Below are 14,350 nucleotides of genomic sequence, written 5' to 3'. Positions count from 1 at the left end.
GGTTTCGCTTACAGGTCCACCTCGATGCTGGCCATGACCGTGCGCGGTGCGCCGAGGTAGGCGGTGTTCGCGCCCGGACTGCCGACGATGTTGCCGTCCGCGATCGACGAGTAATAGCGCTTGTCGCCCACGTTGATGACGTTCAGGCGCGCCACCTCGTCATGCCCGAACCAGTGCGCGGCGTAGCGCGCGCCAAGGTCCACCGTGGCGAAGGCCGGGGCATAGCTGTTGCCGATGTTGGTCGCTGCGCGGTTGCTTTCGTAATGCAGCGTGCCGGTAACCGCAAAGCCCTTGGCGAAGGCCGGGTGATAGTCTGCCGTCAGGTCCGATTTCCAGTGCGGCACACCCACCACGCGGCCGTCGTCGGTGCCCGGCACGATGGCATCGACCAGACGCGCATCGAGATAGGTCACGCCGCCCAGCAGGCTGAGTGCAGGCGTCACCTCGCCCTGCCCGAACAGCTCCGCGCCCCAGTTGCGCTGCGTGCCGACGACCGCGAAGATGTTCGTGGTCGCATCCGTCTGCGCCAGCGGACGGGTCATGCGGAAACCCGTCGCGGTGATGAGGAAACCGGGCAGCGGTGTATATTTCGCGCCGATCTCCACCTGCCGGTCGCGGTAGGGGCTGAGGATCTCGTTCGCGTTCGCGGTGCCGGAAGGTGCGGTCTCGCCTTGCTCGACGTTGCTGGCATATGTCGCATAGAGCGTTACATTGTTCAGCGGCTTGTAGAGCAGGCTGACGGTGGGGCTCAACACACCGCTTTCGCTGTCGTGGCTGGTACGCGTGCCCGCCGCATTATAGCTGCTGGATGTCAGGAACGAGGTGCTCATCACCGCCTGGAGTGAGATCTGGTCGGTGAAATGCACGGTGTCCGCCGTCACGATCGACTGCACGAACATCCTGCCGCTCTTGTAGCGCCCGCCGGTTGCCGGGGTCGCCTTCTCGGGCAGGATCGCAGGATCGGAGAGGTTCGAGGTGCCCAGCGTCACCGCGATCGAGTTGCGGTTGTTGTACTGACCCAGCACGAAACCGTTGGTGCCCAGCGACAGGTCGTTCTTGAGGCCCAGCAGCGTCACGCTGCCGGTCAGCGACGCGGTGTTGCTGACAATATTGAAGCGCGAGACGGCGGTGAAGTTCTTGGTGACGGTATAATCGCCACTGTTATCCGTCAGCGTGTTGGTGATGCCGTAAAGGCCACGGTCGGCATTCTGATACAGCCCGCCGATCTCGAACTTCCAGCCATTGCCGAAGTCGTGACGCAGCTTGGCAAGGCCGGTCGCGGTCTTGAGGTCGGTCCCCGCACCCGGCTGACCATAGCCCTTGCGCGTCGCGTCCATGGCGGCAGGCAGCAGCACGGACTGCGGGTTGAAGTAGACGATGCTGCCCGGAAGGCCATAGGCCTGCGTGCGGTAATAGCTGCCATCGAGTTCCAGCACGGTGCGGCTGTCGATGTGAACGTCGCTGTCAAGCGCGATCAGCGTGCGGTTGGCATGGCTGCCGTCCACCCAACTCTCGCCCTCACCGTGCAGCGCGTTGAACCGCACGCCCACGACATCGGAATGGTTCGAGGCGTCGACGGCACCGGTCCACAGGCCCTGCTGGTCGAAGCTGCCGATCACGCGCAGCATCGGTGCCGCCGTGGGGCGCTTGAGCTGGTAATCGAACACCCCGGCGGGCGACTGCGGGCCGTAGAGCGCGCCGGAAAGACCGTTGAGCACCTGGATGCCGCCCAGGTTTTCCGCTGCGATGGCGGTGGTGCCGATCACGTTGAGGCCATCGAGCCGGGTATCCTGCGCAATGCTGCTCTGGAACCCGCGCGATTGCGGACGCGAGACTTCCAGCCCCTGCTGGTCGCGGATCTGCACCGAAGGGAGATAGCGCAGCGTGTCGTTCACTGTCCGCGCCTGCATGTTGACGATCAGGCTTTCGGGAACCGTCGTGACCGAGGCGGGGGTATCGAGCACGTCCTTGTCGCCCAGCGGGCCGAGATCGGCCTTCGGTGCCGACCAGACGGGAATCGCGCCATAGGCGCCCTGCCCGGTTACGATGATTTCCGAACCGTGCGGCGTTGCCGAGCTTGCCTCATCCGACTGCGCGAATGCCAGCGAAGGCAGGGCGAGTATTCCTGCCAGCGTACCACCCAGAATGGCGGCTTTTCGGGACGTCAAATTCGGGATCATGGCAACTCTCGCTGTATATGTTCTGATATATTTCGAGGGCGCATAGAGCGTGTGTCTGCAATATGTAAATGGTTGCATATGCTACTTGCGGCATTTTTCGGCGGCCCGTCGCAGGAATGTCACGCCCTTTGCTTTCCCCTCCCATGGCCCCTCCCATGGCCTGATCCACGCCCGATCAGGACGCCCTATTCCCACGGTCCATCTCGACGCTGAGCGTGCGAGCGTCTAAGGGGGCGTTCCATGACCACCACGCTCACGATCCGCCGCCCCGACGACTGGCATGTTCACCTGCGCGACGGCGAAATGCTACGCGCGGTCGCCAACCATACCGCACGCCAGTTCGCCCGTGCGATCGTGATGCCGAACCTCTCACCGCCGGTCACGACAGTGGATGCAGCCGCCGCCTATCGCGACCGTATCCTCGCAGCGCTGCCGCAAGGTGCCGCCTTCACGCCGCTGATGACCTGCTATCTGACGGATAGCGCGGACGCCGCCGAAATCGCGCGCGGTTACGAAACCGGGGTGTTCGCCGCCTGCAAGCTTTACCCGGCGCACGCCACCACCAATTCCGCCCATGGCGTCACCGATATTCGCGCGCTGACGGACGTGCTGGAAACCATGCAGCGCATCGGCATGCCGCTGCTGATCCATGGCGAAGTCACCGATCGCGAAGTCGATATCTTCGACCGCGAGGCCGTGTTCATCGAGCGCATCCTGACGCCGCTTGTGCGTGACTATCCGGCACTGAAGATCGTTCTGGAGCACATCACTACCGCTGATGCCGTGGATTTCGTGAACGCCAGCGGCCCGCAGATCGCCGCCACCGTCACGCCGCAGCACGCGATCATCAACCGCAACGCGATCTTCGACGGCGGCATCCGTCCGCACGCCTACTGCCTGCCGGTCGCCAAGCGCGAGCAGCATCGCCTTGCCGTGCGCAAGGCCGTGGTCTCGGGCTCGCCCAAGTTCTTCCTGGGCACCGACAGCGCCCCGCATTCGATCGACCGCAAGGAATCGGCCTGCGGCTGCGCGGGCATCTTCAATGCCCCTTATGCGCTTGAAAGCTACGCGCAGGTGTTCGAGGACGAAGGTGTGCTGGACCGTCTGGAAGGCTTCGCCTCCGAGCACGGCCCGCGCTTCTACGGGCTGCCGTTGAACGAGGGCACTGTCACGCTGGAACGGGTCGATGTGGCCGTACCGGAAAAGATCGTCGAAGGGGGGATCGATCTTGTGCCGTTCCATGCCGGCGAGACGCTGCGCTGGCGCATGGTCGACTGATCCCCGAGGCCATCTGAGCAGCAAGCGCATGAAAAGTAACAGCGCGAGAGGGGAACCGGCGATGCCAGCCCTCTCGCAAAGCTAATCGCCCCTGCCGAAGAGTTTTTCCGGAATACGCCGGCAGGAGCGAAGCCTGACCACTCCCCGCAGATACGGGGAAACAGGTGCCCCTCGTTCGCACAGGATGCATTTGCACTCAAGGGAATAGACAGGGGCCTGCACATAAAGCGTGAAGCAGGTCGCTGAGCCAGTTCCGCTTTGGCTGGTTCAGGCCTATCCGGCGCGCATTGCCCGGCGAACCTCGTCGCTCACCGTGTAGACCGCCTGCCGCTGGGCGCCGCGATTGGCATGATCCACACGGTAACCCTGATAATGCCGTCGCACGAGCCCGGCGCGCACAAGCTGCGAGACGGCACGGCTGACATTCGTTCGCCCCGACAGTCGAATACGCTCGGCAACGCCTTCCTCGATGGCGCGAACCGCCGCCTCCGGATCACCGGGCATTTCCCCCTTTGCTTCCAGTTCGGCGCGAACCCGGCCCGAAATCGCCAATCGACGCGGATCGCGCTGGGCGACCGGGGCGAGCGCTTCGCACAGCCAGTCACGCACCGGGACATTGCGCTCACCGTCTCGGACCCACGGGCCTGCCGAACCAGTACGGGCCGCCGCTTGCACAATCAGGTTCAGCACCATGAAGCAATAGCGCGGACGCTCGCAGTCCCGGCTCAATCGTTCGAGAATGCCCGGCATGTCGAGCCGACGTTCCGCGGGAGAAATGCTTGTCCGGCCGGATCTGCCATGCGTGGCACTTTGCCGGGGATGCCCTTCTCCCGGAGCACCACTTTTCGGCGAGGGCGCCGGAACCATGGCCGAGGGCAGCGGCGAAAAGAGGTCAGGCTGGATCATGTTGCGGATTCAAGCACACTGCGAATCCCTTGTGAATCCCCAAAATCTGCCGAGTCGCACTGATTGACGCATTAACCAGCTGTGGCACTTAACCAACGCCTTCGGGGTAAAGTGCCATAGGTGTACCTCAAGGCCATAGAGCCCCGTCGAACGCAAGCGCCGATGCGCCGGCGTACGGAGCACGCGCAGGACGGTGGCTCTCGAGCATCGTAAAAGTTTTCCTCTGGTGGCAATGTTGCGGCTTTGGCTTCCGGCTCCATGAAGCACTCGCCACAAATTTCATTAACCTTTTATACCGGGATTTTGGTTAGGGTTTGATTGACTTTGGGGTCAGTCTTGATGCGTTGGGTCTTGTTCGTAATGTCGGTGCTGGCAACGGCGTTCGCGTGGCTTACGCCCGCGCAGGCGGGCATCGTGCGCCTGCGGCAGGACGTGTGCTATGCAACGGCGCCGCTCGATATGCAGGTGAACGCGGTTACCGTGTCCACGCTTCGGTACGACTGTTCCAAGGTGCCAGCGCACGACAGCTACGCCAACGGCTGGGTCTGGCTGAAGCTGCGCGATCCGCAGGCCTTGCGCGCGATGCCGCAAAACTGGCAACTGTTGCTGGATCAGACCCGCCATTCCCGCTTGACCGTCATGACTGTGCTGGATTCGGGCGAAACCACCAGCGAGACGATCCTGCCCGGCCAGACGGGCTCGCGCTGGATGCTGGGTGGCACGATGCGCATCGCCATGGCGCATCCGGGGCACAATATCAGCGCCCTCTACGTCGGTTACCAACGGCTCGACGATCTCTCGCTGATGCGCAAGATTTCCGCCGCCAGCCCGGCCTCCGCCTTGCGGCTGAACGGCTTGTGGCTGTGCCTGATGGGAATGTTCATCGGGGCCATCCTGTCCGCCTTTGCCTACAACCTGCTGATCTATCTCGGGCAACGCGCGGCGTTCCAGCGCTGGTATCTGGTGTGGTGCATATGTGCACTGGGATATGGCCTCATCTGGACCAACATGGCTGCATACGTCCTGCCCGATCTGGTCGGACCGCTAGCCGTGCGCATGGACTACCTGTTCGTCTCCGCCCTGATCGCCTGTGGCAACATGTTCTTCCTGACCGTGATCGAAGCAGGAATCCTGCCGCGCGGATTGATCCGCGCCGGGCGCTGGCTGGCGCTCATCAATTTTGCTTTGGGGGCCCTCACCGCGATCGGGGTAGCCCCGAACGCGCTGACGATGGACCGCTGGCTCAATATCGTCTTCGTGGCGAGTGCTGTGTGTCTTGGCGCAGGCGTGGTCATCGCCATCCGGCGCCGCAGTCGCGTGGTGTGGTTCTATCTGATCGGATGGACCCCGGTGCTGGCGGTGTTCATCCTGCGCGTGGCACGCAATTTTGGCATCGCGCTGCAGGACGACACGATCGACATGGGCACTTTCGTCGCTCTGGGCTTCGAGTGCGTGGCGCTTTCGCTGGCGATCGCCGACCGCTTCCGGCTGCTCGGGCGCGAGCGTGACCGCGCCGAGCATGAGCGGCATACCGCAGAAGTCGAACGCGAATCCTATCGCCGCGCAGCGCAGACCGATTTTCTCACCGGCCTTGGCAATCGGGCTGCCTTTCATGCCGAACTGCGCGCTCTGGGTGAAACCGCTAACGGTGCGCCCTTCACCCTGATGCTGATCGACGTCGATCACCTCAAAGAAGCGAACGACCGGCTTGGCCATGACGGCGGCGACATGCTGCTGGAGAATGTTGCCCGCGGCCTCATCTCTGCTGCCGGAAACGGAGCGCTTGTGGCACGGACCGGTGGCGATGAGTTTGCCATCCTCGTCCCCGGCGCCAGAGCCTGCGCCGATCTGGTCGAGCAGGCGCTCGAAGCCTTGCAGGGCACCGCACTGGTTCACAACGGCAGGGCCTGGACGCTGTCGCTGAGCATCGGTCGCGCCTGCTGCCCGACAGATGGCACCGACGGCGAACTGCTGGTCAAGAACGCCGACCTCGCGCTCTATGCCGCTAAGCAGCACGGGCGTCGCAGACTGGTTGGCTATCAGCCGGAATTGCGCGCCGCACTCGACCAGCGGCTGAGCTTCGGGCAGGAAGCCGCGCAGGGCATCGCGCGCGGCGAGTTCTCGCTGCACCTGCAGCCGATCATCGACATGGCCTCAGGCCTCATCACATCGCATGAGGCGCTGCTGCGCTGGCAGCATCCTGTGCACGGGATGATGACGCCTGCCACCTTCGGCGAGATGCTCGACGATCGCACGGTCGGCGTCGAAGTGCAGAAGCACGTCATCGACCTCGCAATGGCGGCCATGCGCGATCATCCCGAACGGATTGGACGGCTTTGCGTCAATCTCAATGCCGCACAACTCGATGGACCGCATGCGGCCAACCGGCTGCTGGCACGCCTGCGCGAGAACGGCATCGCCCCGCAGCGGCTCTGTGTGGAAGTGACCGAACAGGTCGTGCTGGACCAGGCGATGAGCCAGACCGTGGAGGCGCTCAAGGTGCTTCACGCTGCGGGCGTGCATCTGGCGTTGGACGATTTCGGCACCGGCTATGCCTCGCTGATCCACCTGAAGACGCTGCCCTTCGATGTGCTCAAGATCGACCGTTCGTTCACCTTCGGGCTGTTCGAGGACGATGGCCAGAGCGAGGCGATCGTGCGGGCGATCATTGGCCTCGGCAAGGCGCTGAACAAGCCGGTGGTGGCCGAAGGGATCGAAACCGAGGCCCAGCGCGCCCGCCTTTCCGAAATGGGCTGCGAGTACGGGCAGGGCTATCTCTTTGCCCGGCCCATGCCGATTGCCGAGATCATGCCCGCTGCCTGCGCCGCCTGAACCGCGCCATCGCGTCCGTTCCGCCTGATGGAGACACATCGGCGACTGCACAATCCGCACTTGCAATCGATGCCTATCCATGGCCTTGCGCGCACCATGACCGAGAGCCCCTCCCCCATCGTCATTGACCGCCCGGTGCGCCTGATCGACACGATCTTTCCCGGCGAGACCAACCACCACGGCACGCTGTTCGGTGGCGTCGCGCTGGCGCATATGGACAAGGTGGCCTTCTTTGCCGCCACCCGGCATGGCCGCGCGCCCTTCGTCACTGCGCGGTCTGAACGGATCGATTTCGAGGCGCCGGGCCGCATCGGCGATCTGATCGAGGTGACGGGCCGCGTCGTGCGTGTGGGCAACAGCTCGCTCGACGTCGAGGTGGAAGTCTTCGCCGAGGAGCCTCTCACTGCCGAGCGTCGCCGCTGCACGCGCGGGCTGTTCACGATGGTCGCCGTCAAAGGCCCCGATACCCGCCTGCCGCTGCCCCCGCTGGTCGAGGAGCCCGATGTCGAGGAAGCGCCCGACAACCTGCACATGGTCGAGATGGTGTTTCCGCAGTCGACCAATCACTACAACACGCTGTTCGGCGGCGAGGCGCTCAAGATGATGGGCAAGGCGGCGTTCGTCGCCTCCACCCGCGCCACGCGTCAGCCGATGATCATGGCCGCGTCCGACCGTATCGACTTTCGCGAACCGATCCGCGCGGGCGAGATGGTCGAGCTTGTCACCCGCATCCAGTCCGCCTCGGACAACGGCGCAGTGGTCATGGTCGAACTGTGGGCCGAGGAACTGCTGACCGGCGCGCGCCGCCATTCGGCCACCGCCCGCTTCACCATGGCGCGCTACGGATGATCGCATTTTGGGCATGATCTTGACGAATGTTCAGATAATGAACATATTGGGCTTGGAAGGATAATCCGATCATGGCCAGTCATGCCCGCCCCCATGCCGCTGCCCCCGCCCCTGTCGCCGATGCCGCTCCGGCAAAGGCGTTTTCGCGCAAGGATCTGACCGGCCCGGCGCTGCGCACCTTCTTCCGGATCGCTGAAGCCTGGGGCCTGAAGGAGGCGGAGCAGATGCGCCTGCTGGGGCTCGACAGTCGCTCGACCCTGCAATCGTGGAAGCGCGGCGCGGTCTCGGCTCTGTCGAAAGATGCGCTGGAGCGGATTTCCTACGTCATGGGCATCTACAAGGGGCTGCACGTCCTGCTGCCGCAGACCGCCGATGACTGGGTGCGCAAGCCCAACAGCGCCGCGCCGTTCGGCGGGCGTTCGGCGCTGGAGCGCATGCTTTCTGGGCAGGTCGCCGACCTTTACGTGGTGCGCCAGTATGTCGATGCGCAGCGGGGCTGAACCAAACGCGCAATGACCATACCCGAGGACATACCCGTCACGCCGGTCCGCTGGACGCCGTGCTATCGGATCATTCCCAGCCGTTTCCCGCCGATCTCGCTGTTCGAGGCCGTCACCGATCCGGCCGATCTCGAAGCGGTCTATGCCATCGAAGCGTTGACCAACGACCGCCTGCGCGAAGAGGCGGGCGACCTGTCGCAAGTGCCGCCCGAAGATCGCGTCTCCGGCCCCGGCTCGTCCGCGATCATGGCCGCCTTCACCCACATCAACCGGCAGGGCGATCGCTTTGCCGATGGCACCTATGGCGTATTCTATGCGGCCCGCTCAGTGGAGACCGCCATCGCCGAGACGCGCTTTCACCGCGCCGCGTTCCTCGCCGCCACTGCCGAACCCGCGCAGGAGATCGACATGCGCGTCTACGCCGTCGATCTTGCCGCCGGCCTGCACGATATCCGCGCGCTGGAGGAGCCACAGCCTTGGCTCTATGCGAAGGACGACTACGCCGCCTCGCAAGTGTTCGCGCGGGGGCTACGCGATGCAGGGGCCGACGGCATCGTCTATCGCTCGGTCCGCGACAACACCGGCGAATGCGCCGCCGTCTTCCGCCCCCGCTTGCTCACCGCCTGCCGGCAAGAGCGGCACTTGTGCTACGTCTGGGACGGGCAAAGCATCGCCACGATCTATGAAAAACGGGCGCTGGATTAGGAGCGGCGCGCTCTTCGTTTCAAGGCACGGTCGATAGCCTGTCCCAGAGGCGTGTCCGGCGTCTTCTTCCAACCGCCGATACGAGCGATATTCTGCCTCGCCGAGCTTTCCGTCAGATCCAGAGAGGCCTCGTCCCCGGACAAGGCCTGCGCCAACGCTTGGTTATTCTCATGCCGGACGCGGCGGCTATCCAGTGCCTTGCGCAACGGGATCGCCTTGCGCGCAGCCTGCCTGCTTTCGCCGAAAGTATTACGGCGGTCGAATTTCAGGCTCAGAGCCTTCTTTTCCTACGGAGATCGATGACGTTTTTCCGGCATGGCCTTCTGGTATCACGCCAATGCGAGCGGTTGAATAATTTCCTCACCCTTCCCGCACCCGTGCCTCGCGCAAGGTGACGGCAGGCGCCAGCGCGCGGCGGCGGGATTTGGGCACGGCGACCCGTTGCGAGAGGTAGATGCCGTTGTGGCCCGAACACAGGTAAGCAGTAAAGCAGGCCACCGTGATCGGCACGGCGTGGGCGGCACCGAACAGTTCGATGCCCATCAGCACGCAGGCCATTGGCGTATTGGCGGCGCCTGCAAAGACGGCGACGAAGCCGAGACCCGCGAACAGGTCCACCGGCGCGCCCATCGCCTGCCCCAGTGCATTGCCGAGCGCGGCGCCGATGAAGAACAGCGGCGTCACCTCGCCGCCCTTGTATCCGGCGCTCAGCGTCACGACAGTGAACAGCAGCTTCATCGCCCAGTCGAGCTGTCCCTGCGGGCCTGCGAAGAAGCTGGAGATGGAGAGCCCGCCCGGCGTTGCGCTCATGACGCCAAGGCCCAGATAGTCACGCGTCCCGAAAGCGAAGACGAGCGCGATCACGGCAAGGCCGCCAATGGCTGCGCGAAGCATCGAATTGGGGATGCCGCGCTTGAGGAACCCGCTGAGCACATGGTTCGCCTCGGCAAACAGCAGCCCGGCGAGGCCGAACGCCACGCCTGCCGCCACGCATTTGGCGAGCAGTAGCGGTTCCATCTCGAAACCACTGGAGATAACTGATGTAAGGATATGATAGGGCATGTGTTCAATGCCCCAAGCGCGGCAGATCCAGTCCCCCACCAGTGCGGCGAACAGGCAGGGGCCGAGCGCGGCATACTCGACGCGGCCCACCATCAGCACTTCGAGCGCGAAGACCGCGCCCGCGAGCGGCGTGCCGAACACTGCGCCGAACCCGGCAGCGACCCCGCCCATCAGCAGCAGGCGCGTGGCGGGCGCATCGAGCTTCAGCCAGCGGCACAGCGTGCCTGCCAGGCTTCCGCCCAGTTGCACCGCCGTCCCCTCGCGCCCCGCCGAGCCGCCCAGCAGGTGCGTGACGATCGTGCCGAGGAACACCAGCGGCGCCATGCGCAGGGGCACGCCGCCGCCCGGCTCGTGGATCTGCTCGACGATCAGGTTGTTGCCGCCCTCGGCGCGTCCGCCCCAGAAGCGATAGAGCCCGGCAACCAGCGCACCGCCCAGCGGCAGCAGATAGAGCAGCCAGGGATGCTCGAAGCGCAGGCGCGTTACAGCTTCGAGGCTCCACAGGAAGGCGGCGCACAAGGAGCCCACCGCTGCCGCCATCGGACCCAGCAACAGTGCCCAGCGCATGGCGCGCACGACATGGCGGCCATTGTCGGCCAGCGACAGCGCGGCATGCAGGGACTGGATCAGGTTGGCAAACGAAGCACGCACGATTCCTCCTTCTCGCCGGATGGCGACAGTCAGGAATCATCGTCCCTTGCAAGGGCGGTTCGGCACGGCTTTCCTTGTGAAAGCGCCAATGCCCGGCAGAAATCCATTACCGTTGCTGCGGCAATTGCCCGCGGCGGCGACACTGTCAACAAAAGAGCACAGAAATGCACGCAAAGGCATCTGTGCGGGTTTGCGACAATCAGTTACAGATGATCATCATGCGCCATTCGATTCCGACCTGCCTGCTGTCCTGCCTCGCGATCGCGTCGGCAATTCCCGTCATCGCCATGGCGCAGATCCCGGCTCCGGCCCCCGCTCAATCATCGGCAGGCGCGCCTGCAAGCGCTCTTCATCGCCCTGCTCCGGAAGCGACGCGCGTGCTCGATCAGGCCAGCGCGGAAAAGCTGCTGCGCAACACCGGCCTCACGCTCCAGTGGATCGACTGGAACACGCGCGGCAGTGCCGTCATCACCCGCGTCGGCACGCCGAAAGGCGACGAGTGGCGGCTGCGCGGCGCACAGGCGCAGGCGGGCGGGCCGGGGCGCCTGTTCCTCGACGGCACGATCACCGAGATCGGCAAGGACTACTTCACCTTCAAGGGCCTGATCTCGATCGACAGCACGCCCGACAAGGGGCGCCGCTGCACCAAGGACAAGACCTGGCGCTTCGCCATCACCCAGAACCGCCCCTATTACCGCCTGCGCGATTTCGAGTGGTGCGACGACCTGACGGACTACATCGATATTCACGTCTGATCGGGGACGTGAAGTCAGGCTCGCTTGGGGGAGCCGATCAGCCGCCGTCCCAGTCGGTCCGCTCACGCACGACCTCTACCCGGTCGCCCGCATCGCGCATCTCGTAGAGCTTGCCGCGCGCGTTCCTGAAAGGTCGATGGACCACCATCATCAGCGTGCCGTCGAAGCGGCGGAACAGCATGCCGTGGCCGCTGTCCTGCCGTACCAGCGGGGAAGCTGCTCCCACGGCCCCTCGATCTGCCCGGTTGTCGAGCGCGCAAGGCCCTGCACGTAGCCGTTCGGATCGTAGCTCGACCATAGCATCAGCAGCCTGCCGGTGCGGGTCTGGAACAGCTCCGGGCCATCGGTGACATAAACGCCGGGCTGCCCGGCATCGGGGCGCTTCACCCAGGGGCCGGACGAGGCATGGAACAGCACGCGCGAAGGCCCGGCAGAGGTCAGGCGGTCGCTCAGCGGCATCGCCTCGATGGTCCCATCGCCCACCTGCACCCACTCGTGCGCATAGACCAGCCATGGCTTGCCCTTGGGATCGACATAAAGCGTGCCGTCTAGCGTCATCGTGGACGGATCGACCAGCGGTGTGCCATCGTTTCGCAGCGAGAACGGGCCAGAGAGGCTGTCCGCCGAGGCGAGCAGCGTCGAGCGCCGCACCGGGTGCCGCTCCACGCCGCTGCCATCCCGCGTCACCGGCAAGGTCTTGGCATCGTTGTAGAACGTCGCGAAGAGATACCAGCGCCCCTTCCAGCGATGCACTTCGGGTGCCCAGGCGCCCTCGTTGGCCCAGCTATCCTTCGGCAGCGCAAAAACCACGCGCGGGCGGGTCCAGTGCGCCAGATCGCGACTGGTATAGACCATGATGCCGAGGCGCGGATCGCCGCTCATCTTCGCGATGTTGCTGGTGTAGAGGTAGTACGTCCCACTCGCCTTGTCGGCAACGATCCACGGATCGTGCAGCGGCATGTCGGGCAGGCGCAGCGGTGCGGCCTTAGCGCTGGACACGCGAGGAGGCGAGGCACCGGCGGCCAGCGAAGCGCCGAGGCCCGCCAATACCAGCGCGACCGGGGCCGACGCGATCAGCGCCCGCCTCATACGCAAGGCCCCTTCTCGCTGCCCTTTGTCAGCACCAGTGTCGCAATCGCGCGTGAGGGCACCGTCGTCCCCGCCATGCACGTCGCCTGATGCGTCGCATCGGTCACGACCATGCTCACGCGCCACCCCCTGGGCAGTTCCAGCTTTCGTGGCGAGAGCCCCGCGTTGACATGGACCATCACCAGCCGCCTGCCATCGGGTGAAAGCGCACCTGCCGTATCCATGTCGTCCACCGGGATCAGCCGGTCGCCGGGCCGGATATAGCGGCTGAACTGCGCCATCGCCCAGTATTTGCCCGTCACATGAATCTGGTGCGGCCCGCTGGCGGGAGAGGCCATGTCGGCCTTCACCAGCCCCCAGTTCGAGCTAGGCTTGCCGTTGCCGCCGCTGATATTTTCCACCGCCTGCCAGAATACCCACGCCGACGGCTCCAGCCGCTTGAGGTCGAGCACCACATGCTCGGCGAAGGCCAGCGGCGAGGCCATGCCGGTGTAAGTCTCGGGATCGCCCGAAAGCGGGGTGTCGTTCTCGCTCATCCACAGGCGGATGCCGCTGGCGGTGGCGATATCGCGCACGGCAGTCTGGTGGACGGTGCCATAGGAATGGACGTTGAGCTGGCCCACCTTGGCGCGAGCAGCCGGGCTCCAGCCCGCCCAGTCGCGCAGGAAGGTGTGCGAATTGGTCTCGTCGCTGGCGGCGATCACGGTCGAGAGGCCATGGCGGCGCAGCGCGGCATCGCTCGCCTCGATCATCATAGACTGGCGCTGCGGGCTCCAGTGTGCGCCCTCCTGCGTATTCGCCGCGTACCAGTAATCGGTGTTGGGCTCATTCACGGGCGAAAGCGTGCGGAACACGATGTGATGGCGCTTCTGCAATTCGTCGACCACGCGCGCGAGATACTCGGCGAAGGCGCCCTCCTTGCCCGGTTGCAGGTTGTCGTCGGTGGCCTTGTCGGCGCCGGAGACGCGGCCCGAAACGGTCATAAACCAAGGCGGCGAGTTGGAGAAGGCCTCGAAGATCGGCGCCTTCACCCGGTCGCGGATCGCATCGAGCCACCAGCGCTGGTTGGCATCGGCCTGCCAGTTCCACTGCGCCGGATCGTCCGGGTTCCACCAGTCGCGCCCGGTTGCGCCCTCGGGCTTCTTCCAGAACCCCGGCACCGCCGCGCCGGTGCGCAAATAGGGCTCGATATCCTGCGCATTGCCGCCGCCGATATTGTAGCGCGCGATGGTCCAGCCCAGACCATCCTTGCCATAGAACAGATCGGCCAACCGATTGCGCTCGGCATCGGGCCAGCCCCCGGTGACATTGGCGAACCACGCGAGCGCCGTCCCCCAGCCCTCGAAAGCGCCGCGGCGATTGCCCGCCTCCTTCGCCAGATCGGGGCGCAGGGTGATCGTGACCGGCGGATCGACCGGAAAGTGCTCGTCTGGTGAGGCGGGCGGCGATGCATCCTGTGCCAGCGCGGGCGTCACTATCGCCGTGCCCAGCAGCAGCGCTGCCAGTGTGCGCGTGATCGTGCGGGAGTTCGTTCGTGTCATCC

General features: G+C 64.9%; 12 protein-coding genes. 6 read left to right on the top strand and 6 right to left on the bottom strand.

Translation table 11 applies throughout. The annotated features are described in order from the left end of the window. Positions 1-8: 8 nt before the first annotated feature. Positions 9-2,168, bottom strand: coding sequence for a TonB-dependent receptor (locus CI805_RS18075; RefSeq protein WP_260928079.1), 2,160 nt, complete (start codon positions 2,166-2,168; stop codon positions 9-11). 252 nt (positions 2,169-2,420) lie between these two features. Between CI805_RS18075 and pyrC the strand changes: the two genes are divergently transcribed. Beyond that, the gene (pyrC, locus tag CI805_RS18070; protein WP_260928078.1) at positions 2,421-3,458 is read left to right on the top strand and encodes a dihydroorotase; all 1,038 of its coding nucleotides are present in this window, start codon (positions 2,421-2,423) and stop codon (positions 3,456-3,458) included. Between the two features lie 273 nt (positions 3,459-3,731). On the opposite strand, the gene CI805_RS18065 is transcribed toward pyrC, so the two are convergent. Beyond that, the gene (locus tag CI805_RS18065; protein WP_409934962.1) at positions 3,732-4,208 is read right to left on the bottom strand and encodes a hypothetical protein; all 477 of its coding nucleotides are present in this window, start codon (positions 4,206-4,208) and stop codon (positions 3,732-3,734) included. Between the two features lie 516 nt (positions 4,209-4,724). Here CI805_RS18065 and CI805_RS18060 point away from each other — a divergent pair. The 4 genes from CI805_RS18060 to CI805_RS18045 all read left to right on the top strand — a co-directional run bounded on the left by CI805_RS18060 (position 4,725) and on the right by CI805_RS18045 (position 9,250). After that, the gene (locus CI805_RS18060; protein ID WP_260929712.1) at positions 4,725-7,196 is read left to right on the top strand and encodes a putative bifunctional diguanylate cyclase/phosphodiesterase; all 2,472 of its coding nucleotides are present in this window, start codon (positions 4,725-4,727) and stop codon (positions 7,194-7,196) included. 96 nt (positions 7,197-7,292) lie between these two features. Next, positions 7,293-8,045, top strand: a complete 753-nt coding sequence (locus CI805_RS18055) for an acyl-CoA thioesterase (RefSeq protein ID WP_260928077.1) — start codon at positions 7,293-7,295, stop codon at positions 8,043-8,045. 71 nt (positions 8,046-8,116) lie between these two features. After that, complete coding sequence (locus CI805_RS18050) at positions 8,117-8,545, top strand: MbcA/ParS/Xre antitoxin family protein (RefSeq protein ID WP_260928076.1); 429 nt, start codon at positions 8,117-8,119, stop codon at positions 8,543-8,545. 12 nt (positions 8,546-8,557) lie between these two features. Beyond that, positions 8,558-9,250 carry an RES family NAD+ phosphorylase gene (locus tag CI805_RS18045; protein WP_260928075.1) on the top strand — a complete coding sequence of 231 codons (693 nt, stop codon included), beginning with the start codon at positions 8,558-8,560 and terminating at the stop codon, positions 9,248-9,250. Positions 9,251-9,610: 360 nt separating this feature from the next. On the opposite strand, the gene CI805_RS18040 is transcribed toward CI805_RS18045, so the two are convergent. Further along, on the bottom strand, positions 9,611-10,963 hold the full coding sequence (locus tag CI805_RS18040) for a voltage-gated chloride channel family protein (protein ID WP_260928074.1): 1,353 nt from the start codon (positions 10,961-10,963) through the stop codon (positions 9,611-9,613). A 218-nt stretch (positions 10,964-11,181) separates the two neighbouring features. Here CI805_RS18040 and CI805_RS18035 point away from each other — a divergent pair, with 218 nt between their 5' ends. Further along, positions 11,182-11,718 (top strand): hypothetical protein, encoded by a 537-nt coding sequence (locus tag CI805_RS18035; RefSeq protein WP_260928073.1) that lies wholly within the window; start codon positions 11,182-11,184, stop codon positions 11,716-11,718. A 37-nt stretch (positions 11,719-11,755) separates the two neighbouring features. On the opposite strand, the gene CI805_RS18030 is transcribed toward CI805_RS18035, so the two are convergent. From CI805_RS18030 to CI805_RS18020, 3 genes are read right to left on the bottom strand one after another with little or no spacing between them, the layout of a single operon-like run. After that, a complete protein-coding gene (locus CI805_RS18030; protein WP_260928072.1) occupies positions 11,756-11,899 on the bottom strand; it encodes a hypothetical protein in 144 nt (47 codons plus the stop codon). Continuing rightward, a complete protein-coding gene (locus tag CI805_RS18025) occupies positions 11,869-12,807 on the bottom strand; it encodes a glycoside hydrolase family 43 protein (RefSeq protein WP_260928071.1) in 939 nt (312 codons plus the stop codon). The genes CI805_RS18030 and CI805_RS18025 overlap by 31 nt, the downstream gene beginning before the upstream one ends. Beyond that, entirely contained in the window at positions 12,804-14,348 is a 1,545-nt protein-coding gene (locus tag CI805_RS18020) for a glycoside hydrolase (RefSeq protein WP_260928070.1), read from the bottom strand. Before CI805_RS18020 ends, CI805_RS18025 begins: the two co-directional genes overlap by 4 nt. Positions 14,349-14,350 lie beyond the last annotated feature (2 nt).

The organism is Novosphingobium sp. 9, from assembly GCF_025340265.1.
In the GTDB taxonomy this organism is placed as follows: Bacteria; Pseudomonadota; Alphaproteobacteria; order Sphingomonadales; family Sphingomonadaceae; genus Novosphingobium.
This window is presented reverse-complemented; position numbering and strand designations above follow the sequence as displayed.

What these genes read in the sequence shown, in the direction of transcription:
- CI805_RS18035 (WP_260928073.1), top strand. Translation starts at nt 11,182, where the DNA reads ATGCGCCATTCGATTCCGACCTGCCTGCTGTCCTGCCTCGCGATCGCG.
- CI805_RS18045 (WP_260928075.1), top strand. Translation starts at nt 8,558, where the DNA reads ATGACCATACCCGAGGACATACCCGTCACGCCGGTCCGCTGGACGCCG.
- CI805_RS18020 (WP_260928070.1), bottom strand. Translation starts at nt 14,348, where the DNA reads ATGACACGAACGAACTCCCGCACGATCACGCGCACACTGGCAGCGCTG.
- CI805_RS18055 (WP_260928077.1), top strand. Translation starts at nt 7,293, where the DNA reads ATGACCGAGAGCCCCTCCCCCATCGTCATTGACCGCCCGGTGCGCCTG.
- CI805_RS18030 (WP_260928072.1), bottom strand. Translation starts at nt 11,899, where the DNA reads ATGCTGTTCCGCCGCTTCGACGGCACGCTGATGATGGTGGTCCATCGA.
- CI805_RS18025 (WP_260928071.1), bottom strand. Translation starts at nt 12,807, where the DNA reads ATGAGGCGGGCGCTGATCGCGTCGGCCCCGGTCGCGCTGGTATTGGCG.
- pyrC (WP_260928078.1), top strand. Translation starts at nt 2,421, where the DNA reads ATGACCACCACGCTCACGATCCGCCGCCCCGACGACTGGCATGTTCAC.
- CI805_RS18050 (WP_260928076.1), top strand. Translation starts at nt 8,117, where the DNA reads ATGGCCAGTCATGCCCGCCCCCATGCCGCTGCCCCCGCCCCTGTCGCC.
- CI805_RS18060 (WP_260929712.1), top strand. Translation starts at nt 4,725, where the DNA reads ATGTCGGTGCTGGCAACGGCGTTCGCGTGGCTTACGCCCGCGCAGGCG.
- CI805_RS18065 (WP_409934962.1), bottom strand. Translation starts at nt 4,208, where the DNA reads ATGCCGGGCATTCTCGAACGATTGAGCCGGGACTGCGAGCGTCCGCGC.